This is a genomic window from Nocardia sp. MH4 (assembly GCF_019266065.1).
Lineage (GTDB): Bacteria > Actinomycetota > Actinomycetes > Mycobacteriales > Mycobacteriaceae > Nocardia > Nocardia canadensis.
The window spans coordinates 55,101-74,704 of record NZ_LPNR01000105.1; the positions used below are offsets into that span (position 1 = coordinate 55,101).

A 19,604-nucleotide genomic window follows, 5' to 3' on the forward strand; every position below is an offset into this window, starting at 1 on the left:
GACCCCGACGGCATAGATCGCCGTGTGGTCGCGGCCGGCGAGACGACCGCGCTGACGATCAGCAGCCGGGCGCTGAGCCGGAGTGTCTCCCCGGGGTACGACAGATTCGGCCTAGTTCTGGCCGCTCGGCCAGAACCGGCTCGCGCGCTGACCGTGCACCGGCCGGGCCAGGTTGGGGTCCTCGGCCTCGGTGATGCCGACCTGCATGAGCAGGATCATGGTGACCATGCTGATGCCGATGATCAGCGGGGTGAGCAGCTGGGTCGCGGTGGCGCCGGTGGCGTGGGCGACGTGGGCGCTGGTGTGCGCGCTCATCGAGAACATGCCGGTGTAGTGCATGCCGCAGACGGCGACGCCCATCAGCAGGGCGGCGCCGATGGTGGCGACGATGCCGTGGACGTGCAGCGCGAACCAGAGCGCGGCGGTGGCGGCGACGACGGCGATGACCATCGACACGGCCACCACGAACGGGTCGTAGACGATCTCGATGTCGGTCTTCATCGCGTACATGCCGGAATAGTGCATCGCGCCGACCCCGAGTCCGGTGATCGTCCCGCCCACCGGGAGAGCCGCGCTGTCCCAGCTGCGCCGCACCACGATGGACAGTCCGAGCCACACCACTCCCATCGCGACGGCGGCGCTGAACAAGGTGATCGGGACGTTGTAGCGGATGGTCGCGCCGTGGACGGAAAACCCGAGCATCGCGATGAAATGCATGACCCAGATTCCGGTCCCACCGAGGGCGATCGCGGCCGCGGTGAGCCAGCCGCCGTGAGTACCGGAAGCGCGCGAGCGAACCATGCAACGCAGTGCCAGCATCGACCCGAGGACCGACATGAGATACGCCAGCAGCGGGGTTACCCAGCCGTAGGTGAAATGGTTGATGTCCAGCACTGTCTACTCCTTGCGTGATTTCTCCGCGAGGTGTGCGATCCCTCACGATCTCGGAAAATACGCTGGTAGAAAATTTGCCGTACTGGGTTTCTCGAAAATGTCTAGGGTTGCTGACGGTGATACGTCGCCGTGCCGTAGAGATGTCGATGGTGAACCGTGCCAGTCGGTTTGCTCGGTGCTGCCCAGCTAATCCGGCATCCGTGCCGCAACTGCCTCGGCATACGCCGAGCATCCGCTTCGTTGCCCGCCGCGCCCACTGTGTGACAGCACCAGGTGGCAGCATCGGGGGGTTGGGTTCCTCACAGTCCGCGAGCTCGAGTGTGGAGGAATTCGTCGGATCATGGCATTGTTGAAGCCGAGACCGGGACCGGACTATTAGGACCTGGCTCGTCTACAGAAGGTTTTGAAATGGCTCAGGGCATTGTGAAGTGGTTCAACAGCGAGAAGGGCTTCGGCTTCATCGCACAGGACGGCGGCGGACCCGACGTCTTCGTGCACTACTCGGCTGTTAGCGGCTCGGGCTTCCGCTCCCTCGACGAGGGTCAGCGTGTGGAGTTCGAGATCGGTCAGGGTCAGAAGGGCCCGCAGGCTCAGGACGTCCGCGTCCTCTGATTCTGCGCTTGACCAGCGTACGAACGTGAAGCTCCGCACCAGTAGGTGCGGAGTTTCTGCTATCTGGGGGCCAACGCCTCCGCCCGGAAGAACTCGTCGGTCACGGCGCGCGCCGCCGTCAGGTCCCGCGGCCCGCGCGCGACGAACTCCGCGGTCGCCACGCCGAACTCGGCGGTGATGAAATCGGTGATCAGGCGCGGCGGCTCGCCCGACCCCATCTCCCTGGTCCTGGACTTGAGCGCGGTCAGCTCGCCGATCGCGGCGACCAGGTCGGCGGGCAGCTCGCACTCGGCCAGCAGCGTCGGCAGGTGCATCGGCGCCACCGCCGCGCCGGGGTGCTCACGCAGCCAGCGCAGCGCCATCGCCGGGCGCAGCGAGTAGAACACCTTCTTCAAGCCGCCGTTGCGCTCGAACAGCGCCCACTGGCGCGCGCCCAGGTGCAGATAGTGCCGGGCGATCCGGTCGCGATCGGCCACCTGGTGGGCCACCTCGCGCAGCCGGGCGCGAAACGCCTCGTCGCCGCGATAGACGATGGGTGACATCAGCCACTCCACCAGCACCGCGTTGCCCCGCACCAGCAGGCGCAGGGCTTTGGCCAGGTCCCAGCCGTTCACGTCCAGCAGTCCCACCAGCGGGGTCTCGATGACATCGCGGGTCGTCCACGGCGACAGATAGGTCTCGAGGCTCGCCACGTAGACGAAACGGCAGTCGTAGTCGGAGTCCGGTGAGGGGAAACCCCAAGCCCGGCTGCCGCTTTCGATGGCCAGGCGGATCGCTACGCCGTGCTCGGCCGCCACCCGGTCGAGCTCGGCGTCGACGGCGGCCACGACGGCCGGATCCATCGAGTCGGGGACGGTGCGCAAGGACATGGCGTGATGGTAGGCGGGGCGACGCCCAGGGTTCACCCGGTTTTTGGCAGGGGGGTAAGGGCATCCGAACCCCGGCGACTATTCTGGTCGGCGGTAACTGCCGACCCCCTTTCTTCCCCAGGAGTACCCCACAGTGAGCCAAGCAGGCCGTCCTGTAGTTCTGATCGCCGACAAGCTCGCCCAGTCGACCGTCGACGCGCTCGGTGACGGTGTCGAGGTTCGCTGGGTCGACGGCCCCGACCGCCCGGCGCTGCTCGCCGCGGTCCCCGAGGCCGACGCGCTGCTCGTGCGCTCCGCCACCACTGTCGACGCCGAGGTGCTCGAGGCGGGCAAGAAGCTCCAGATCGTCGCCCGCGCCGGTGTCGGCCTCGACAACGTCGACGTGCCCGCCGCCACCGAGCGTGGCGTGATGGTCGTCAACGCGCCGACCTCCAACATCCACACCGCCGCCGAGCACGCCGTCACCCTGCTGCTCGCCGCCGCCCGCCAGATCCCGGCGGCCGACGCGACCCTGCGTGAGAAGACCTGGAAGCGCAGCAAGTTCAACGGCGTCGAGATCCTCGGCAAGACCGTCGGCGTCATCGGCCTCGGCCGCATCGGCCAGCTGTTCGCGCAGCGTCTGGCGGCGTTCGAGACCAAGATCGTCGCCTACGACCCCTACACCTCGCCCGCGCGCGCCGCCCAGCTGGGCATCGAGCTGCTGAGCCTGGAAGAGGTGCTCGAGCGCGCCGACTTCATCTCCATCCACCTGCCGAAGACGCCCGAGACCAAGGGCATGCTCAACGCCGAGACGCTGGCCAAGACCAAGCCGGGCGTCATCATCGTCAACGCCGCCCGCGGTGGCCTGATCGACGAGCAGGCGCTGGCCGACGCCATCAAGTCGGGCCACGTGCGCGCCGCCGGCCTGGACGTGTTCGAGACCGAGCCGTGCACCGACAGCCCGCTGTTCGACCTGCCCGAGGTCGTCGTGACCCCGCACCTGGGTGCCTCCACCGCCGAGGCCCAGGACCGCGCAGGCACCGATGTCGCCAAGTCGGTGCTGCTGGCGCTGGCCGGTGAGTTCGTGCCGGGTGCGGTGAACGTCACCGGTGGCGCGGTCAACGATGTCGTCGCGCCGTGGCTGGATGTCGTGCGCAAGCAGGGCGCGCTGCTCGGCGCCATCGCCAACGAGCTGCCCGTCAGCGTCGAGGTGCAGGTGCGCGGCGAGCTGGCCTCGCAGGATGTGGCCGTGCTGGAGCTGTCCGCGCTGCGCGGGGTGTTCTCGGCGCTGGTCGAGGACCAGGTCACCTTCGTCAACGCCCCGGCGCTGGCCAAGGAGCGCGGCATCACCGCCGAGGTCACCACGGCCACCGAGAGCCCGAACCACCGCAGCGTCGTCGACCTGCGCGCCGTGTTCGGCGACGGCTCGACCCTGAACGTGGCCGGCACGCTGACCGAGCCGAACCTGGTCGAGAAGATCGTCAACATCAACGGCCGCAACTACGACATGCGCGCCGAGGGCCTGAACCTGGCCGTGCTGAACTACGGCGACAAGCCGGGCGCGCTGGGCAAGATCGGCACCAAGCTGGGCGAGGCCGAGATCGACATCCTGGCCGCGCAGCTGAGCCAGGACGTCGACGCCGAGGGCGCCACCGTGGTGCTGCGCGTCAACCGCGAGGTGCCCGCCGAGGTGCAGTCCGCGATCGCCGAGGCCGTCGGCGCCGCCAAGGTCGTCCTGGTCGACCTGGCCTGAATTATCGGAGCGCTGGCGCGCTCGAGGTCGCGGACTGTGTTTGTTGGAGCGCTGGCGCGCTCGAGGTCGCGGCCTCTCGGTCCCGCCGATCAGCGGCAGTTGCTTGCTCCTTCGTCGCTTGCGTAACTGCCGCTGATCGGCGGGACGGCCACGACGCGCCGCTGCGCGGCGGGACCTTCCTCGAGGTCGGGTCGTGCGGGTTGCGTGGGGCGGGGCGGGATTGCCCCACCGCGCCCGGTGCGGGGGAGCAGGGGCAGGGACGCCGCGTAGCGTGGCGATGTTCGACGGATGACCGTCATCGTTCTGATTGGAGTCGGAAACTCATGAAGCTTGCAGTCATCGCCGGTGACGGCATCGGGCCCGAGGTCATCGCCGAGGCGCTGAAGGTGCTCGACGTGGTGGTGCCCGGTGTCGAGAAGACCGAGTACGACCTGGGCGCCGCACGCTACCACCGCACCGGCGAGATCCTGCCGGAGTCGGTGTTGCCCGAGCTCAAGCAGCACGACGCGATCCTGCTCGGCGCGATCGGCGACCCGTCGGTCCCCAGCGGTGTGCTCGAGCGCGGTCTGCTGCTCAAGACCCGCTTCGCGCTCGACCACCACGTGAACCTGCGCCCGTCGCGGCTGTACCCGGGTGTCACCAGCCCGTTGGCCGGTAACCCCGACATCGACTTCGTGGTCGTACGTGAGGGCACCGAGGGCCCCTACACCGGCACCGGCGGCGCGATCCGCGTCGAGACTCCGCACGAGGTCGCGACCGAGGTCTCGACCAACACCCGCTTCGGCATCGAGCGTGTCGTGCGCTACGCCTTCGCGACCGCGCAGGCGCGCCGCAAGCACCTGACCCTGGTGCACAAGAACAATGTGCTCACCTTCGCCGGGTCGCTGTGGCAGCGCACCGTGAACGAGGTCGCCGCCGAGTTCCCCGAGGTGCAGACCGCCTACCAGCACATCGATGCCGCCACCATCCACATGGTGACCGATCCGGGCCGCTTCGACGTGATCGTCACCGACAACCTGTTCGGCGACATCATCACCGACCTGGCCGCCGCCGTCAGCGGTGGCATCGGCCTGGCCGCCTCGGGCAACATCGATGCCTCGGGTGTCAACCCGTCGATGTTCGAGCCGGTCCACGGCAGTGCCCCCGACATCGCGGGCCAGTCCAAGGCCGACCCGACCGCCGCGATCCTGTCGGTCTCGCTGCTGCTCACCCACCTCGGCAACACCGAGGGCGCGGCCCGCATCGAGTCCGCCGTCGCCAAGGACCTGGCCTCGCGCACCGGGACCGCCTCCACCGTCGAGGTCGGCGACCGGATCGCCGCCATCGTCTGAGGACAGCAACGACCGAAGGCCCGTCCCGGTTTTGCGGGGCGGGCCTTCGCGTTGGGTGGACATTCGCTGTTATGTTGTGCCGCAGCATATTTCGATTTCGTGAAAAATGCTGCGGCACAGCTACTTTCCGGTGACCCGCGGGACCAGGGGAACGGCCGCGGCGGCGGCGATGGCGGCTACGGCGAAAGCGGCGGGGAAGCCGGTGGCGGTGATCAGGAGGCCGAAGACCGGTGGGACAGCGGCGATGGCGAGGTTCTGGCCGGTGTTCTGGACGCCCAGGCCGCGACCGCTCCAGAATGGGCCCGCGATCTCGGCGACGGCGGTGAAGGCCAGGCCGTTGTCCGACACCGAGATCACCGAGGCGGCGACCATCAGCGGGACAGCCGCCCACCACCAGTCGGTCCAGGCGGTGACGGTCAGCGCGGCCATCACGACGACGGCCGCGACGGCCACCCGGCGCAACGGGCCCAGCCTGCTGCCGACCCGGTCGGACCAGGCGCCCGCGCCGATCCGCCCGGCGGCGCCCAGGAATTGGGTGGCCGTCATCAGCGCGCCCGCGGCCGCCAGCGACCAGCCGAGGTCGCGGTGCAGCCACAGCAGGGCGAAGGTCCACAGGGTCGCCTGCGGGACGACCAGCAGGATCGATACGGCGTGGATGCGCCACAGGGTGGAATCGCCACGGTAGGGGTTGGCGCGGTCGGCTGCCTCGGCGGGCGGGCGCGGCGGGTCGACGATGCCGACCAGACAGCCGAGCGCGGCGATGCCGGCCATCAGCGCGGGCACCAGCAGTGCGGCGGGGATGCCGTGGTGCGCGGCAACCCACGGGATGCTCAGCGCGGCCAGGCCGACGCCCAGCGGCTGCGCGGTCTGGCGGATGCCCATGGCCAGGCCGCGCCGGTCCGGCGGGAACCAGCCGACGATCACCCGTCCGCTCGCGCCGTTGGAGCTGGCCGCGCCGACGCCGCCCAGGAACAGCAGCGCGCCGAAGGCGATCGGATCGTCCACCACCGCGGCGGCGACGCCGGCCACGAACATCAGCGCCGTGCCCGCCACCAGCACGATCCGCTCACCGATCCGGTCGACGACATAGCCCCACGCGATCAGCGTGCACACCAGGCCGACGGTCGGCAGGGCGACCAGCGCACCGGCGGCGGCCAGTGAATCTCCCCGGGCCGTCAGCGCGGGCAGCAGGAATGGGGTGCCGTGGATGAAGATCGAACTCGAGGTCTGCGCGAACACGCCGAGGGCGAGCATCAGCCAGCGTCTGCCGTCGCTCATCCTGGTCGTCTCGGCCGTCGGCCGCACCTCTGTCACGATTCTCACCTCGCCGGGTTGCACGATTGCATCTCAATATTTGAGATGGATGTCTCATGTGGTGAACATCTGGACTCACGGTACACCCGTGACCGTTGAATGGCGCCCTCCGCTTCGGTGTCTGACAGATCACAATCGGCGGTCCCGGCGCGGGTGGCGAATGTCGTAGGCGGGCAGCGCCTTCGAATCACAGTGGTGTGAGCTTTCCCGCATTCCGAGCGCGGGCGCATGACCGCCGCTGTGCCGCATCCCGGGCGCGTTCGGGCAGGTGGGCGTGTCTCGATAGACTCCGGGGCATGCGCTTAGGTCGAGTTGCCAGTCCCGATGGAGTCGCGTTCGTCAGCATCGAAGGTGACGGCAGCGATGCCACCGCCAAGGAGATCGCCGAACACCCGTTCGGTTCGCCGACGTTCACCGGCCGGAGCTGGCCGCTGGCCGATGTCCGCCTGCTGGCCCCGATTCTGGCGAGCAAGGTGATCTGCGTCGGCAAGAACTACGCCGCGCACGCGGCCGAGATGGGCGGCGAGGCGCCCGCCGATCCGGTCATCTTCCTGAAGCCGAACACCGCGATCGTCGGCCCGAACGCTCCGATCATCCTGCCGCCCAGCTCTTCCCAGGTCGACTACGAGGGCGAGCTGGCCGTGGTGATCGGCCGTCCGTGTAAGGATGTGCCCGCCGCCAAGGCCGCCGAGGTCATCCTGGGCTACACCGTCGCCAACGATGTCACCGCCCGTGACCAGCAGCGCCACGACGGGCAGTGGACCAGGGGCAAGGGCTACGACACGTTCTGCCCGCTCGGCCCGTGGATCGAAACCGCCATCGATCCAAGCGATCTGGAGATCGTCACCGAGGTCGAGGGCGAGGTCCGCCAGCGCAGCCGGACGTCGCTGTTCCTGCACGACATCCCCAAGATCATCGAATGGGTGTCGACCGTGATGACCCTGCTGCCCGGTGACGTGATCCTCACCGGCACACCGGAAGGCGTCGGCCCGCTGCGGGCCGGGCAGAACGTGTCGGTCACCGTCGAGGGCATCGGCACCCTCACCAATCCTGTTGCCACCAAGCGCTGATACCGCGGAGAGAGAGTCATGACTGAAGTACGGGTCCGTTTCTGCCCGTCGCCGACCGGCACGCCGCACGTCGGCCTGATCCGCACGGCACTGTTCAACTGGGCGTACGCGCGCCACCACGGCGGCAGCTTCGTCTTCCGCATCGAGGACACCGACGCCGCACGCGATTCCGAGGAGTCCTACCGGGCGATCCTGGACGCGCTGCGCTGGCTGGGCCTGACCTGGGACGAGGGCCCCGAGGTCGGCGGCCCGTACGAGCCGTACCGGCAGTCGCTGCGCCGCGATCAGCACCTCGAGGTCGTGCGCAGGCTGGTCGAGGCGGGCGAGGCCTACGAGTCCTTCTCCACCCCGGACGAGGTCGAGGCGCGCCATCGCGCGGCCGGTCGCGACCCGAAACTGGGCTACGACAACTTCGATCGCGATCTCACCGCCGAGCAGATCGCGGCCTACAAGGCCGAGGGCAGGCCCGCGGTGATCCGGCTGCGGATGCCCGACGAAGATCTCAGCTGGAACGATCTGGTGCGCGGGGAAACCACGTTCAAAGCCGGCACGGTGCCCGATTTCGCGCTCACCCGCGGTAGCGGTGATCCGCTCTACACGCTGGTGAATCCGGTCGACGACGCGCTGATGAAGATCACCCATGTGCTGCGCGGTGAGGATCTGCTGTCCTCGACCCCGCGCCAGCTCGCGTTGTACGCGGCGCTGCAGCGTATCGGGGTCGCGGAGTTCACCCCGGAGTTCGGTCATCTGCCGTTCGTGATGGGTCAGGGCAACAAGAAGCTGTCCAAGCGCGACCCGGAATCGAATCTGTTCGTCCACCGGGATCGGGGATTCGTCCCCGAGGGTTTGCTGAATTACCTGGCCCTGCTCGGCTGGAGTATCGCCGAGGACCGCGACGTGTTCTCCATGGCCGAGATGGTGGCCGCGTTCGACATTTCGACGGTCAATTCCAATCCGGCCCGATTCGACCAGAAGAAAGCCGACGCGATCAATGCCGAGCAGATTCGTTTGCTCGAGCCGGGTGATTTCGGCCACCGTTTGCGGGAGTTCCTGACCGCGCAGGGCCATATCGGCGCCGAAATCGACGAGAAGATCTTCCTCGCCGCGGCCGAACTGGTGCAGACCCGCATCGTGGTGCTCGGCGATGCCTGGGACCTGCTGAAATTCCTGTTCGTGGCGCCCGAGTCGTTCGCGATCGATCAGGCCGCCGGCGCCAAGAACCTCGGCGCCGAGGCCGACCCGGTGCTCGACGCCGCCATCGCTGCCGTGGAGCCGCTGACCGAGTGGACCACTCCGGCCCTGGAAGAGGCTCTGAAGAAGGCGCTGATCGACGATCTGGGGCTCAAGCCGCGCAAGGCGTTCGCGCCGGTGCGCGTCGCGGTGACGGGCTCGCACATCAGCCCGCCGCTCTACGAGTCGATGGAGCTGCTCGGCCGCGCGGTCTCGCTCGACCGGCTCCGCGCCGCCCGTGGCTGGGTGCCCGCCGCGCAGTGAGTGCGTTCCGGGGCGGTGTCCGCACCGCCCCGGAACGGTCAAAACAGCCGAAAATAGGCTTCTGACCAGGCGATTTGTAGTTTACCCCACTGTGTTTGGTAATCTTCTCCTCGCCGCGGAACACGGCCTCGCAACACCGACAACCAGCCGGTGAGACGGAGGCCGAGCGTTTCCATCCTTGGGGTATGGTGTAATTGGCAACACAGCTGATTCTGGTTCAGCCATTCTAGGTTCGAGTCCTGGTACCCCAGCAAGATTTCACTTCGGTGAGATCGTCCTGGCCCCGTCGTCTAGCGGCCTAGGACGCCGCCCTCTCAAGGCGGTAGCGCGGGTTCAAATCCCGTCGGGGCTACAAAGAAAGACCCCCGGTCGAATTCGACCGGGGGTCTTCTTCGTTCACAGCCGCTTGTGCAGCGCCTCGGCGGCGGCGACCAGATCGGCCGCCCAGCGCGCGCCCGGCCGCCTGCCCATCCGATCGATCGGGCCCGACACCGACACCGCGGCCACCACGACGCCCGCCGCGTCACGCACCGGCGCCGAGACGCTCGCCACGCCCTGCGCGCGTTCGGCGGCACTCTGCGCCCAGCCGCGCTTGCGGACCTCGGCCAGCGCGCGATCGCCGAACACCGCGTCGGCCAGGACGGTGCGCTGGAGCTCCGGGTCCGCCCACGCCATCAGGACCTTGGCCGCCGAGCCCGCGGTGAGCGGGAGCCGGGAGCCGACGGGCACGGTGTCGCGCAGGCCGACGGGCGGCTCCAGCGCGGCCACGCAGACGCGCGCGTTGCCGTCGCGGCAGTACAACTGGACGCTCTCGCCGGTGATCTCCCGCAGCCGGGGCAGAATGGCCCCTGCGGCCTCCACCAGTGGATCGGCGGCCCCCGCCGACAGTTCGGTGAGCGCGGGGCCGGGACGCCACAGCCCGTTGCCGTCACGTGCCAGCAGCCGGTGCGTCTCCAGCCCGACCGCCAGCCGGTGCGCCGTGGCGCGGGGCAGGCCGGTGCGGGTGCACAGGTCGTTGAGACCGCATGGCTCGTCCGCGACGGCGTAGAGCACCGCCACGGCTTTGTCGAGGACCCCGATACCGCTATGCTGTCTCATAGAACGATACTAACGTCTCATATCTTGAGATTCCAAGTATGTCCGTCGAAAGGTGATCAAGCAATGGCCGAGCGCGCCCGCACACTGGCCGAGAAGGTGTGGGAACAGCACGTCGTCGTCCCTGGCGAAGGCGAAGGTTCCTCCCGCGAACCCGACCTGATCTACATCGATCTGCACCTCGTGCACGAGGTGACCAGCCCGCAGGCCTTCGACGGGCTCCGCGCGGCGGGCCGTCCGGTGCGCAGGCCCGATCTCACCATCGCGACCGAGGACCACAACGTCCCCACCGTCGACATCGACAAGCCGATCGCCGACCCGATCTCGCGCACCCAGGTCGAGACGCTGCGGCGCAACTGCGCCGAGTTCGGCGTGCGCCTGCACCCGATGGGCGACGTCGAGCAGGGCATCGTGCACGTGGTCGGCCCGCAGCTGGGCCTGACCCAGCCGGGCATGACCGTGGTCTGCGGTGACAGTCACACCTCCACGCACGGCGCGTTCGGCGCGCTGGCGATGGGCATCGGCACCAGCGAGGTCGAGCACGTGCTGGCCACCCAGACGCTGTCGCTGCGCCCGTTCAAGACGATGGCCATCACCGTCGACGGCGAATTGGCGCCCGGCGTCACGAGCAAGGACCTGATCCTGGCCGTGATCGCCCAGATCGGCACCGGCGGCGGCCAGGGCTATGTGCTGGAGTACCGCGGCGAGGCGATTCGCAAGCTGTCGATGGAAGCGCGGATGACCATCTGCAACATGTCCATCGAGGCGGGTGCTCGCGCCGGCATGATCGCCCCGGACGTGGTGACCTACGAATTCCTGAAGGGCCGTCCGCACGCGCCGCAGGGTGCCGACTGGGACACCGCGGTGGCCGCCTGGGAGGCGCTGAAGACCGACGAGGGCGCGGTTTTCGACGCCGAGGTCCACATCGACGCGAACCAGCTGACCCCGTTCGTCACCTGGGGCACCAACCCCGGTCAGGGCCTGCCGCTGGGCGCAAACGTGCCGGATCCGGCCCAGATCGTCGATGAGAGCGAGCGCGAGGCCGCCGAGAAGGCCTTGCGCTACATGGACCTGACGCCGGGAATGCCGCTGCGTGAGGTCACCGTCGACACCGTTTTCGTCGGTTCCTGCACCAACGGCCGGATCGAGGATTTGCGGGCCGTCGCCGATGTGCTGAAGGGCCGCCACGTGGCCGACGGCGTGCGAATGCTGGTCGTTCCCGGCTCGATGAAGGTGCGCGTCCAGGCGGAAAAAGAAGGACTCGGCGAGATTTTCACCGCCGCCGGCGCGGAATGGCGCCAGGCGGGCTGCTCGATGTGCCTGGGCATGAATCCCGATCAGCTCGAGCCGGGCCAGCGCTGCGCGTCGACGTCGAACCGCAATTTCGAAGGCAGGCAGGGCAAGGGTGGCCGTACGCACCTGGTCTCGCCCCTGGTCGCGGCCGCCACGGCGGTCCGCGGCACCCTGTCCTCGCCCGCCGATCTGGCCTGAGCGCCCCGACCACCACGATCGAAGGAGAATCGTTATGGAAGCCTTCACTGTTCACAAAGGCATCGGGGTCCCGCTGCGCCGGTCCAATGTCGACACCGACCAGATCATCCCGGCCGTTTACCTGAAGCGGGTGACCCGCACTGGTTTCGAGGACGGCTTGTTCGCCGGTTGGCGGGCCGATCCGGACTTCATTCTGAACACCGAGCCGTACAGCCACGGCAGCGTGCTGGTGGCCGGGCCGGATTTCGGTACCGGGTCCTCCCGGGAGCACGCCGTGTGGGCGCTGTCGGACTACGGCTTTCGGGTGGTCATCTCGTCGCGTTTCGCCGACATCTTCCGCGGGAATGCGGGGAAGGGCGGCCTGTTGGCCGCGCAGATGTCACAGAACGATGTCGAAATGCTGTGGAAGCTGATCGAGGAACAGCCCGGCCTCGAATTGGTTGTCGACCTGACCGCGCGCACCGTGACGGCGGGAACCGTCGTGTTGCCGTTCGATATTGACGACTACACCCGGTGGCGTCTGCTGGAGGGTTTGGACGACATCGGCCTCACGCTGCGGCGGGCCGACGTCATCGGCGAGTTCGAAAAGGGAAGGCCGTCATGGAAACCCGTGACGCTGCCGGAGCCTATTTCGCAGGCGTAATCACCTGGGACGCTTAGTGGCGCTTCCCTGGGGGCGGTAGCTGGACGTGTGCTAAACCACATGAATTTTGGCGTGGCACATAGACTCTTGCTCAAACTGGGTTTACCGTGGTACCTAGTCGGTCCGACGACGGGCCATTAGTCTGCGGAGGATTCAATGAACAAGGCGGAACTGATCGACGTTCTGACCGAAAAGTTGGGTACGGACAGGCGCACGGCAACTGCGGCTGTCGAGAACGTGGTCGATACCATCGTTCGCGCCGTGCACAAAGGTCAAAGCGTCACCATCACCGGATTCGGTGTGTTCGAACAGCGCAAGCGTGCCCCCAGGGTTGCCCGCAACCCGCGTACCGGGGAAACCGTGAAGGTGAAGGCGACTTCGGTGCCTGCCTTCCGGCCGGGCGCTCAGTTCAAGGCGGTGATCGCGGGTAAGCAGAAGCTGGCCGCGTCCGGCCCTGCCGTCAAGCGTGGCGTGAATGCCCCGGTGGCGGCGAAGAAGGCAGCAGCCAAGAAGACGGCGGCCAAGAAGACCGCCGCCAAGAAGGCGACGCCGTCGAAGGGTCCGGCCAAGACCACCGCCCGTAAGGCAGCCACCAAGGCGCCCGCCGCCAAGAAGACCACCACGACGGCGGCGAAGAAGACCACGGCCGCCAAGAAGACCACGGCGGCAAAGAAAGTGACCGCGGCCAAGAAGGCTCCGGCCAAGAAGGTCACGGCGGCCAAGAAGACCACGGCCGCCAAGACCACCGCGGCCAAGACCACGGCCGCCAAGAAGGCTCCTGCCAAGAAGACTGCTGCGAAGAAGACAGCCACCCGTCGTGCTCGTTGATCCCGCCGCAGCGGGATCGGGTCGGGGAATGTGCACGTAGGCCGCATCACCCACCACTGGACCGAGAACGGCCCCGGGATTCCGGGGCCGTTTCGGCTGTTTCGAGGCGGTGCGGGCGACTCAGGCGGTGACGATTCCCGTCGAGAGCGACCGGTCCATATGGTCGGCCGCGACCAATCGGTCCGCAACGAACGACAATGCCCAGACGCTGCCCTTGCGATTGCGCGCGGGCGGCAGGGTGAGGCCACCCTGCTCGGCGAGCCACTGTGTCAGATCCGGAATCACCCCGCCCTGACTGCACACCACCGGCACACCCCGATCCGTTACCAACGACAGAAATCGTTGCCGCGCGGCGCTTTTCGCTGAATCGTAACCTTGCTCGGAAAACATTGGCTCGCAATTGATTTCGGCGTTCAACTGTTCTGCCAACGGGGTCACGGTTTGGATACAGCGCAGTGGATCGGCCGAATGGATCTCGGAGGGACCGAACGCCAGCAGATTCGGTGTCAATGCCTTCGCCTGCTGCTCGCCGGCGGGCTCGAGCGGGCGCAACTCGTCGGGTCCGTCGAAACGCGAGCGCTTGCCTGCCTTGGCATGGCGGACCAGCAGTACCGTGTTCGTCCGGGCGGGCAGCCGGGCGAACATCCGGACGACCTGGCGGTCCATCGGATACGACAGCTGATCCATCACCCGGTCGAGCGGGTACCAGCGCAGCTGGTCGACCTCGGCGTTGACGGCGAACTCGCCCACCGCCGCCTCGGCGGCCCAGTAGTCGACCCGCTTGAGCTGACGGTGGCCGGGGATCGGATAGGTGACGTGCCCGAGATAGCGACCGAGGGTGCACGGCAGCCCGGTCTCCTCGCCGACTTCGCGCACCGCGGCGATCACCGGGGTCTCGCCGGGGTCGAGCTTGCCCTTGGGCAGCGACCAGTCGCCGTACTTGGGCCGGTGGATCACGCCGATCTCCGGTCCTGCGGCGCCGTCGCGCCACAGGACCGCGCCCGCGGCATGGATGTTGGGTCGAACCCTGGGATCGTGCATCGCGGTCTGTACGCCCTTGCTCACGGCTGATCGGGACGACGCAGCCGCATCAGGAACTGCTGGTGGTCGCGCACCTGGTCGGCGTCGGCGTCGGACGGGCTGGCCTGCCAGGTGCCGTCCGGGCCGAGGACCCAGCAGCGGGTCATCGGGTCGAGCGCCGAATCGAACACCACGGCCAGCTGTTCGACCAGGCGCGGATCCTTCACCTGCACCATGACCTCGACGCGGCGGTCGAGATTGCGGTGCATCATGTCGGCGCTGCCGATCCAGGTCTGCTCCTGCGCGCGGAACTCGATCACCCTGGAGTGCTCCAGGAACCGGCCCAGGATCGAGCGCACCTCGATGTTCTCGCTCAGGCCGGGCACACCGGGGCGCAGGCCGCAGATGCCGCGCACCACGATCTGCACCGGCACGCCGGCCTGCGACGCCCGATAGAGCGCGTCGATGATCTGCTCGTCGACGATCGCGTTGGCCTTGAGCCGGATCCGGGCGTCGAAGCCCTCCCTGGCCAGTTCGATCTCGCGGTCGATCCGTTCGATGATGCCCGCGCGCACGCCGAGCGGGGCGACCATCAGGTTGCGGTAGTCCTCCTTGCGGGAGTACCCGGTCAGCGAGTTGAACAGGTCGGTCAGATCGGCGCCGATCTCCGGTGCGGCGGTGAACAACCCGACGTCCTCGTACAGGCGCGCGGTCTTCGGGTTGTAGTTGCCCGTGCCGATGTGGCAGTAGCGGCGGATGGTCGAGCCCTCGCGGCGCACCACCAAGCAGGTCTTGCAGTGGGTCTTGAGGCCGATCAGGCCGTACACCACGTGCACGCCGGCCTGTTCCAGCGCGCGCGCCCATTTGATGTTGGCCTGCTCGTCGAAGCGGGCCTTGATCTCGACCAGCGCGACGACCTGCTTGCCCGCCTCGGCGGCCTCGATCAGCGCGTTGATGATGGGGGAGTCACCGGAGGTGCGGTAGAGCGTCTGCTTGATCGCCAGCACCTGCGGGTCGGCCGCGGCCTGTTCGATGAAGCGCTGCACGCTGGTGGAGAACGAATCGTAGGGGTGGTGCACCAGCACGTCGCCCTCGCGCAGTGCCGCGAAGACGTTGCGCGGGGTCTCGCGCTCGCCGAAGGCCGCGGGGGTGGCCGGAACATACGGCGCGTCCTTGAGATCGGGCCGGTCGACGCCGTAGACCTGCCACAGGCACGACAGATCCAGTAGCCCGGGCACCTGGATGACGTCGCCGGGGTCGACCTCGAGTTCGCGTAGTAGCAACTCCAGCATGTGCTCGGTCATGTCGTCGGAGACCTCGAGCCGCACGGGCTTCCCGAACCGGCGCCGCGCGAGTTCGCGTTCCATCGCCTGCAGCAGGTCCTCGTCGCGGTCCTCGTCGACCTCGAAATCGGCGTTGCGGGTGATCCGGAACGAATGCGTCTCCACCACGGTCAGGCCGGGGAACAGCAGATCCAGGTGCGCGGCGATGAGGTCTTCCATCGGCAGGAACGCCGCGATCGCCGAGGGCGCCTTGGTGCGGCGCACGCGCACGAACCGGTCGACGTTGTCGGGCACTTTCACGCGGGCGAAATGCTCGCCGCCGGTGCCGGTGTCCTTCACCGTGACCGCGAGGTTGAGGCTCAGGCCCGAGATGTAGGGGAACGGGTGGGCCGGGTCGACGGCCAGCGGGGTGAGCACGGGGAACACCTGATCGGTGAAATACCCCGAGAGCCGTTGCCGTTCATCGTCGTCGAGATCGGCCCAGCCGATGAGGTCGATGCCCTCCTCGGCCAGCGCGGGATTCACCTCGTCGAGGAACACGTGCGCGTGGCGCTCGGCGAGTTCCTGGGCGCGGGCGGCGATCATCTCCAGTTGCTCCGACGGGGAGCGGCCGTCGGCGGAGCGCACGGACAGCCCGGTCTCGGCACGGCGTTTCAGGCCGGCGACGCGGACCATGTAGAACTCGTCGAGATTCGAGGCGAAGATCGCCAGGAACTTGGCGCGTTCGAGCAGCGGCAGCGAGGCGTCCTCGGCGAGCGCGAGGACGCGGGCGTTGAAGTCGAGCCAGCTCAGTTCCCGGTTGAGGTAGCGATCCCTGGGCAATCGCTGCGTCGTCGGGTCACCGCCCGAGGCGGTGGCGGCCGCAGGTGGCGGGGAAATCGGAGGCTGGTGCTTGATGGTTTCCGTATCGCTCACGCTGTCAATCATCCCCTACGAACCGGGCAGTTCGCAGTATGACGTTGCCGCGTTCGCCCGACCCTGACCAGTGGCGGCGATCGGCTAGCACACGGTGCGAACCGGATCACCCAGGTGACAGGACAGCCCGAATTCGGCGAGGGTGTGCGCGGTATGCGCACCGACCCCGAGCCGGTGGACGGTCGCCAGGTCGGCGGGGGTGTCGACGTCGCAACGAAGACCGGGCCAGTGCCCGCCGAGTGCGTGCGCGCCGTCCGCGCGGTGCGCGCGCGCGGAGTCGACGCCGAAGCGCGGAGCCAGCGCGGCGGTCGTGTCGCGGACCAGTAATGCCGCGGTGCCGGTGCCGGTGTGGTCGATCACCACCGAGCGGACGCCGTCGGGAGCGACGGTGAGCAGGTCGGCCAACTCGGCCGGGCGCAGGGCGGGCAGGTCGGCTTGCAGGGCCAGCAGATGAGCCGGGCCGTGCCGGTCGCGCACCTCGGCCGCGCCCGCCGACAGCGCGGCGTTGAGCGGATCGGGGGCGCCCACCGGTTCGTCGAGGACGTGCGCGCCGAGCGCGCGGGCCCGGGTCGCGACGAGCGGATCGGGGGTGACCACCGTCAGCGACAACACCTCGGGCACCGCGGTCGCGGCCACGACGGTGTCGGCGAACATGGCCAACACGAGCTGACCGCGCTGCTCGGGAGTCAGCACGTCGGCCAGCCTGCTCTTGGCCCGATCGATGTGCTTGACCGCCATCACGGCGTGCACGGTGTGCGGACGCATGACATCAATCCTTACATGGCATATTGAGCTGATGACGAGGGCGGCGGTTATGGGTGCGGGGTCGTGGGGCACCGCGTTCGCGAAGGTGTTGGCTGAGGCGGGGACCGAGGTCACGATCTGGGCCAGACGGAGCGAGGTGGCGCAGGCGCTCGACACGGAGCACCGCAATCCGATCTACCTGCCCGGCGTGCAGTTGCCGCCGGTACACGCCACCGATGATCACCGGGCCGCGCTCGCCGGCGCCGACCTGGTCGTGCTCGCGGTCCCGTCGCAGTCGCTGCGCGCGAATCTGGAGCAGTGGAAGGGCGATATCGACGCCGACGCCACCCTGCTGAGCCTGGCCAAGGGCATCGAGACCGGCACGTTGCTGCGGATGAGTCAGGTCATCGCCGAGGTCACCGGTGCCGAGCCGGGACGCATCGCGGTGCTGTCGGGCCCGAATCTCGCGGGGGAGATCGTCGAACGGCAGCCCGCGGCCACCGTGATCGCGTGTTCGGACAGCGAGCGGGCCGGCGTCGCGCAGCGGGCCTGCGCCACGGGCTATTTCCGGCCGTACACCAACACCGATGTGATCGGCTGCGAGATCGGCGGCGCGTGTAAGAACGTCATCGCGCTGGCCTGCGGCATCGCTTCCGGGATGGGACTGGGCGACAACACCGTCGCCAGCCTGATCACCCGCGGACTGGCCGAGGTGATCCGGCTCGGAGTCGCGCTCGGCGCGCAGCCGGTCACCCTGGCCGGGCTCGCCGGCGTCGGCGACCTGGTGGCGACCTGTACCTCGCCGCTGTCGCGGAACCGGTCCTTCGGGTATGTCCTCGGCGCGGGCGGGTCGATGCAGGTCGCGCAGGACGCGACCAATGGGCAGGTGGCCGAAGGTGTGAAGTCGTGCACATCGGTGCGGGCCCTAGCCGCCGCCCACGACGTGGAGATGCCGCTGACCGACGCGGTGCACCGGGTGTGTCACGAGGGTCTTTCGGTCAGCGAGGCCGTCGACAGTTTGCTCGGCAGGCGGATCAAGCCCGAGTAGGTCGATAGCGCCGCAGGTCGGCCGACCGGTTACGGTGACGTTCATGACGAATCGGATCAGGGTGGCCGTGGTTTTCGGCGGGCGCAGCAGCGAGCACGCCGTCTCGTGTGTGTCGGCGAGCAGCGTGCTGCGCAACCTCGATCCCGAGCGCTACGAGGCGGTGCCGATCGGCATCACCACCACCGGCAGCTGGGTGCTGGCCGAGGGCCTCGGCGCGCTCGAACTCAGCCATGACGCGCTGCCCGCGGTCGACGCGGCGGGCACCGCGCTCACCCTGGCCGCCGATCCGGGCCGGGGCGGCGCGCTGGTCGCGCTCGACGATCCCACCGCCGCCCTGGGCGGTGTCGATGTGGTGTTCCCGATCCTGCACGGTCCGTTCGGCGAGGACGGCACGCTCCAAGGCATGCTCGAGTTAGCCGGCGTCCCCTATGTGGGGGCGGGCGTGCTGGCCAGTGCCGCGGGTATGGACAAGGAGTTCACCAAGAAATTGCTGGCCGCCGAGGGTCTGCCCGTCGGCGTGCAGGTGGTGTTGCGGCCCGGCACGGCGACGCTGACCGAGGACGAGCGCGCGCGCCTCGGCCTGCCCGCGTTCGTGAAGCCGGCTCGCGGCGGATCGTCGATCGGCATCACCAAGATCACCGACTGGGCCGATCTGGACGCCGCGGTCGCGGCCGCGCGCGAACACGATCCGAAGGTGATCGTCGAAGCGGGCATCGTCGGCCGCGAAGTCGAGTGCGGCGTGCTGGAATTCGCCGACGGGCAGGTGCGGGCCAGCGTCGTCTCCGAGATCCGGATGCCCGACGCCGACGCCGCGGCCCCGGAGTTCTACGACTTCGCCACCAAATACCTCGACGACGTCTGCGAATTCGACGTCCCCGCCAAGCTCGACGACGCGGTCGCCGACCAGATCCGCGAGCTGTCGGTGCGTGCCTTCCGCGCGTTGGACTGCCAGGGCCTGGCCCGGGTCGACTTCTTCGTCACCGCCGACGGCCCGGTGATCAACGAGATCAACACCATGCCCGGCTTCACCCCGATCTCGCAGTACCCGCGGATGTGGGAGGCGACCGGTGTCGACTACCCGGCGCTCGTCTCGACGCTGATCGACACCGCCGTGGCACGCGGCACCGGCCTGCGCTGAGTTTTCGGCGGCTGGTGCCGCGGGTTTTCGGCCTCGTGACCTCGCCGCCGAGGGGCGATACTGCGCCTTCGGCGTTTCGTCTC

Annotated in this window: 17 protein-coding genes and 2 tRNA genes; 12 read left to right on the top strand and 7 right to left on the bottom strand. The window is 68.5% G+C overall.

The window, feature by feature from the left end:
• Positions 1-111 precede the first annotated feature (111 nt).
• A complete protein-coding gene (locus ATM97_RS18200; RefSeq protein WP_218719231.1) occupies positions 112-894 on the bottom strand; it encodes an MHYT domain-containing protein in 783 nt (260 codons plus the stop codon).
• 408 nt (positions 895-1,302) lie between these two features.
• Between ATM97_RS18200 and ATM97_RS18205 the strand changes: the two genes are divergently transcribed.
• Positions 1,303-1,506, top strand: a complete 204-nt coding sequence (locus tag ATM97_RS18205; RefSeq protein WP_014987157.1) for a cold-shock protein — start codon at positions 1,303-1,305, stop codon at positions 1,504-1,506.
• 59 nt (positions 1,507-1,565) lie between these two features.
• Here ATM97_RS18205 and ATM97_RS18210 read toward each other — a convergent pair whose 3' ends face one another.
• Positions 1,566-2,375 (bottom strand): nucleotidyltransferase domain-containing protein, encoded by an 810-nt coding sequence (locus ATM97_RS18210; protein WP_218719232.1) that lies wholly within the window; start codon positions 2,373-2,375, stop codon positions 1,566-1,568.
• Positions 2,376-2,508: 133 nt separating this feature from the next.
• On the opposite strand from ATM97_RS18210, the gene serA reads away from it, so the two are divergent.
• Together serA and ATM97_RS18220 are read left to right on the top strand one after the other, a co-directional pair.
• Positions 2,509-4,107 carry a phosphoglycerate dehydrogenase gene (gene serA / locus ATM97_RS18215; RefSeq protein WP_218719233.1) on the top strand — a complete coding sequence of 533 codons (1,599 nt, stop codon included), beginning with the start codon at positions 2,509-2,511 and terminating at the stop codon, positions 4,105-4,107.
• 323 nt (positions 4,108-4,430) lie between these two features.
• Entirely contained in the window at positions 4,431-5,438 is a 1,008-nt protein-coding gene (locus ATM97_RS18220) for a 3-isopropylmalate dehydrogenase (RefSeq protein ID WP_218719234.1), read from the top strand.
• Between the two features lie 120 nt (positions 5,439-5,558).
• Here the strand turns inward: ATM97_RS18220 and ATM97_RS18225 are convergent, their stop codons facing one another.
• Positions 5,559-6,716, bottom strand: coding sequence for an MFS transporter (locus tag ATM97_RS18225; RefSeq protein ID WP_218719283.1), 1,158 nt, complete (start codon positions 6,714-6,716; stop codon positions 5,559-5,561).
• 332 nt (positions 6,717-7,048) lie between these two features.
• Here ATM97_RS18225 and ATM97_RS18230 point away from each other — a divergent pair, with 332 nt between their 5' ends.
• The 4 genes from ATM97_RS18230 (at position 7,049) to ATM97_RS18245 (ending at position 9,668) form a co-directional block, all read left to right on the top strand.
• Positions 7,049-7,822 carry a fumarylacetoacetate hydrolase family protein gene (locus tag ATM97_RS18230; protein WP_218719235.1) on the top strand — a complete coding sequence of 258 codons (774 nt, stop codon included), beginning with the start codon at positions 7,049-7,051 and terminating at the stop codon, positions 7,820-7,822.
• An 18-nt stretch (positions 7,823-7,840) separates the two neighbouring features.
• The gene (gene gltX / locus ATM97_RS18235) at positions 7,841-9,316 is read left to right on the top strand and encodes a glutamate--tRNA ligase (protein WP_218719236.1); all 1,476 of its coding nucleotides are present in this window, start codon (positions 7,841-7,843) and stop codon (positions 9,314-9,316) included.
• Between the two features lie 179 nt (positions 9,317-9,495).
• Positions 9,496-9,567, top strand: a tRNA-Gln gene (locus tag ATM97_RS18240).
• Positions 9,568-9,595: 28 nt separating this feature from the next.
• Positions 9,596-9,668: transfer RNA gene (locus tag ATM97_RS18245), tRNA-Glu, on the top strand.
• 44 nt (positions 9,669-9,712) lie between these two features.
• Here the strand turns inward: ATM97_RS18245 and ATM97_RS18250 are convergent.
• A complete protein-coding gene (locus tag ATM97_RS18250; RefSeq protein WP_218719237.1) occupies positions 9,713-10,414 on the bottom strand; it encodes an IclR family transcriptional regulator in 702 nt (233 codons plus the stop codon).
• Between the two features lie 63 nt (positions 10,415-10,477).
• On the opposite strand from ATM97_RS18250, the gene leuC reads away from it, so the two are divergent.
• From leuC to ATM97_RS18265, 3 genes are all read left to right on the top strand, one after another.
• A complete protein-coding gene (leuC, locus tag ATM97_RS18255; RefSeq protein ID WP_218719238.1) occupies positions 10,478-11,902 on the top strand; it encodes a 3-isopropylmalate dehydratase large subunit in 1,425 nt (474 codons plus the stop codon).
• 34 nt (positions 11,903-11,936) lie between these two features.
• Complete coding sequence (gene leuD, locus ATM97_RS18260) at positions 11,937-12,545, top strand: 3-isopropylmalate dehydratase small subunit (protein ID WP_218719239.1); 609 nt, start codon at positions 11,937-11,939, stop codon at positions 12,543-12,545.
• Positions 12,546-12,701: 156 nt separating this feature from the next.
• Complete coding sequence (locus tag ATM97_RS18265; RefSeq protein WP_218719240.1) at positions 12,702-13,373, top strand: HU family DNA-binding protein; 672 nt, start codon at positions 12,702-12,704, stop codon at positions 13,371-13,373.
• 120 nt (positions 13,374-13,493) lie between these two features.
• Here ATM97_RS18265 and ATM97_RS18270 read toward each other — a convergent pair whose 3' ends face one another.
• The 3 genes from ATM97_RS18270 to cofC form a co-directional block, all read right to left on the bottom strand.
• Complete coding sequence (locus ATM97_RS18270; protein WP_218719284.1) at positions 13,494-14,414, bottom strand: bifunctional NUDIX hydrolase/histidine phosphatase family protein; 921 nt, start codon at positions 14,412-14,414, stop codon at positions 13,494-13,496.
• A gap of 20 nt (positions 14,415-14,434) precedes the next feature.
• Positions 14,435-16,603 carry an RNA degradosome polyphosphate kinase gene (locus ATM97_RS18275; protein WP_218719241.1) on the bottom strand — a complete coding sequence of 723 codons (2,169 nt, stop codon included), beginning with the start codon at positions 16,601-16,603 and terminating at the stop codon, positions 14,435-14,437.
• A 72-nt stretch (positions 16,604-16,675) separates the two neighbouring features.
• Positions 16,676-17,356 (bottom strand): 2-phospho-L-lactate guanylyltransferase, encoded by a 681-nt coding sequence (cofC, locus tag ATM97_RS18280; RefSeq protein WP_218719242.1) that lies wholly within the window; start codon positions 17,354-17,356, stop codon positions 16,676-16,678.
• Between the two features lie 31 nt (positions 17,357-17,387).
• On the opposite strand from cofC, the gene ATM97_RS18285 reads away from it, so the two are divergent.
• Together ATM97_RS18285 and ATM97_RS18290 are read left to right on the top strand one after the other, a co-directional pair.
• Positions 17,388-18,383 carry an NAD(P)H-dependent glycerol-3-phosphate dehydrogenase gene (locus tag ATM97_RS18285; protein ID WP_218719243.1) on the top strand — a complete coding sequence of 332 codons (996 nt, stop codon included), beginning with the start codon at positions 17,388-17,390 and terminating at the stop codon, positions 18,381-18,383.
• 43 nt (positions 18,384-18,426) lie between these two features.
• A complete protein-coding gene (locus tag ATM97_RS18290) occupies positions 18,427-19,521 on the top strand; it encodes a D-alanine--D-alanine ligase family protein (protein ID WP_218719244.1) in 1,095 nt (364 codons plus the stop codon).
• Positions 19,522-19,604: the final 83 nt, after the last annotated feature.

Coding starts and splice junctions, on each gene's coding strand:
- ATM97_RS18210 (WP_218719232.1), bottom strand. CDS start 2,375: ATGTCCTTGCGCACCGTCCCCGACTCGATGGATCCGGCCGTCGTGGCC.
- ATM97_RS18220 (WP_218719234.1), top strand. CDS start 4,431: ATGAAGCTTGCAGTCATCGCCGGTGACGGCATCGGGCCCGAGGTCATC.
- ATM97_RS18290 (WP_218719244.1), top strand. CDS start 18,427: ATGACGAATCGGATCAGGGTGGCCGTGGTTTTCGGCGGGCGCAGCAGC.
- leuC (WP_218719238.1), top strand. CDS start 10,478: ATGGCCGAGCGCGCCCGCACACTGGCCGAGAAGGTGTGGGAACAGCAC.
- ATM97_RS18270 (WP_218719284.1), bottom strand. CDS start 14,414: ATGCACGATCCCAGGGTTCGACCCAACATCCATGCCGCGGGCGCGGTC.
- ATM97_RS18265 (WP_218719240.1), top strand. CDS start 12,702: ATGAACAAGGCGGAACTGATCGACGTTCTGACCGAAAAGTTGGGTACG.
- leuD (WP_218719239.1), top strand. CDS start 11,937: ATGGAAGCCTTCACTGTTCACAAAGGCATCGGGGTCCCGCTGCGCCGG.
- gltX (WP_218719236.1), top strand. CDS start 7,841: ATGACTGAAGTACGGGTCCGTTTCTGCCCGTCGCCGACCGGCACGCCG.
- ATM97_RS18275 (WP_218719241.1), bottom strand. CDS start 16,603: ATGATTGACAGCGTGAGCGATACGGAAACCATCAAGCACCAGCCTCCG.
- ATM97_RS18230 (WP_218719235.1), top strand. CDS start 7,049: ATGCGCTTAGGTCGAGTTGCCAGTCCCGATGGAGTCGCGTTCGTCAGC.
- ATM97_RS18225 (WP_218719283.1), bottom strand. CDS start 6,716: ATGAGCGACGGCAGACGCTGGCTGATGCTCGCCCTCGGCGTGTTCGCG.
- ATM97_RS18205 (WP_014987157.1), top strand. CDS start 1,303: ATGGCTCAGGGCATTGTGAAGTGGTTCAACAGCGAGAAGGGCTTCGGC.
- ATM97_RS18250 (WP_218719237.1), bottom strand. CDS start 10,414: ATGAGACAGCATAGCGGTATCGGGGTCCTCGACAAAGCCGTGGCGGTG.
- cofC (WP_218719242.1), bottom strand. CDS start 17,356: ATGCGTCCGCACACCGTGCACGCCGTGATGGCGGTCAAGCACATCGAT.
- ATM97_RS18285 (WP_218719243.1), top strand. CDS start 17,388: ATGACGAGGGCGGCGGTTATGGGTGCGGGGTCGTGGGGCACCGCGTTC.